At 70.8% G+C, this 1,715-nt stretch carries 2 protein-coding genes and 1 pseudogene; 1 reads left to right on the top strand and 2 read right to left on the bottom strand.

What is annotated here, in order from left to right:
* Nucleotides 1-332: pseudogene (locus tag SM191_RS19420) on the bottom strand (ATP-binding protein); the annotation flags it as partial.
* Nucleotides 329-997 (bottom strand): response regulator transcription factor, encoded by a 669-nt coding sequence (locus SM191_RS19415; protein WP_341507640.1) that lies wholly within the window; start codon nt 995-997, stop codon nt 329-331. The pseudogene SM191_RS19420 and the gene SM191_RS19415, both read right to left, overlap by 4 nt.
* A 139-nt stretch (nt 998-1,136) precedes the next feature.
* Between SM191_RS19415 and SM191_RS19410 the strand changes: the two genes are divergently transcribed.
* Nucleotides 1,137-1,715: hypothetical protein (locus SM191_RS19410; RefSeq protein ID WP_341507639.1), on the top strand; the 579-nt coding region annotated here is incomplete at its 3' end.

The raw sequence follows: 1,715 nt of genomic DNA, 5'->3' as shown, positions 1-1,715 counted from the left end.
GGGCCTTGGCGACCGGGGGGCGGCGGTGCGGTGAGGGGCGGAAAATCCCCCGACCCCAAAATCCCGGTGGGCCCCGCGATCCGCCAGCGCCAACCGGGTTCGGGCTCCAGCAAGCCCCGGCGCGAGGCGATCCGGTCACGGTCCACCCGCCCTTGCGGATCGACGGCGGCAGCGAGCAGCGCGATCTCCGAGTCCAGCCGCTGGTCCAGCCCGCGCGTCACGATCCCCTCCAGCGCGCGGGTCAGCCCCCATCCGGCGAGCAGCAGCGCGAACAGGATCGCAACGCCGGAGATCAGGATCATCCGGCCATGGATCGACCGTGGCAGCTTCAACTCGCATCCCCGGCGGTCAGGCGATAGCCGAGGCCGCGCACCGTCTCGATCAGGTCCGCGCCGATCTTCTTGCGCAGCCGTCCGACGATCACCTCCAGACTGTTGGAATCGACATCGGCATCGCCCTCATAGACCCGCTCCAGCAATTCCAGCCGGGGGATGACCGCCTCCTTGCGCAGCATCAGCGCGGACAGCACGCGCCATTCGAAGGCGGTCAGCTTCAGCGGCAGGCCGTCCAGCTCGAATTGTCCCGTCTGGCTGTCGAAGGACAGGGGGCCGCAGGTCAGGCGCGGCTGGGCATGGCCCGCCGCGCGGCGGACCAGCGCGCGCAGTCGCATGACCAGTTCCTCGACGCGGAAGGGCTTGGTCAGGTAATCGTCGGCCCCCGCCTTGAACCCCGCGACCTTGTCCGACCAGCCGTCGCGCGCGGTCAGGATCAGCACGGGCAGGGCGCGGCCCGCCTCGCGCCATGCCTTGAGCAGGGTCATGCCGTCGCCATCGGGCAGGCCCAGGTCGAGCACGGCGGCGTCATAGATTTCGGTGTCGCCCGCATGGCCCGCGTCCAGGCCATTGTCGATCAGGTCGACCGCGCAATTCTCCGCCCGCAAGGCACGCGCGATGGCGGGGCCCAGCGCGGCATCATCCTCGACCAGCAATATCCGCATGACGCTGATGTCTTCCCCCTGATGGCCTGCGTGCGGCCCGCTATCCTCGCACAGCTTAAACCCAATCTGAACCGCGCGGTTCAGCGGGCATCGGGCCGAATCACCTAAAAGCGGGGCATCAACCAAGGAGCCTCAGACCATGTCTCGATGGAATGTTTCGAATTTCCGCCCTCAGGGCAAAGCCCCGCTGGCCGTCGCCGCCGCCGTCCTGATCGCCCTGGGGGCGGGGGGCGGTGCCGCCGCGGTCTCGATGACCCGGCCGACCGTCACCATGGCCCCCGCCAGCCCGACGCCGATCGCCAGGCTGTCCTCGACCAGCGGTATCGTCACCGCCAAGGGGCGCGTCGCCGAAGTGTTCGGCGACCGGTTCGTGGTGCAGGACGGCACGGGCCGCGCGATGGTCGCCGGGTCGCGCGATGTGGTGCCCTCGGTCGGCAGCAATGTGATGGTGCAGGGCCGGTTCGACGACGGGATCATGCACGCGCAATATCTGGTCGATCCCAATGGGTCGGTCGTGCCGGTCGGCCCGCCGCCGCCCCCGCCGGGCGGTCCGCGTGGTCCCGGCGGCCCCGATGGCCCGCGTGGCGACGGCCCGCCGCCTCCGCCGCCCGGCGGTCCGGGCGCTCCCCCGCCGCCTCCGCCGGGCGGCTGCGCGCCGGGATCGTCAGCCTGCGCGAACAGGGACTGGTGTGACGCCGTCGCGCCAATGAGGACAATC

The organism is Sphingomonas sp. 2378 (genome assembly GCF_038084995.1).
Taxonomy (GTDB): Bacteria; Pseudomonadota; Alphaproteobacteria; order Sphingomonadales; family Sphingomonadaceae; genus Sphingomonas.
This window is presented reverse-complemented; position numbering and strand designations above follow the sequence as displayed.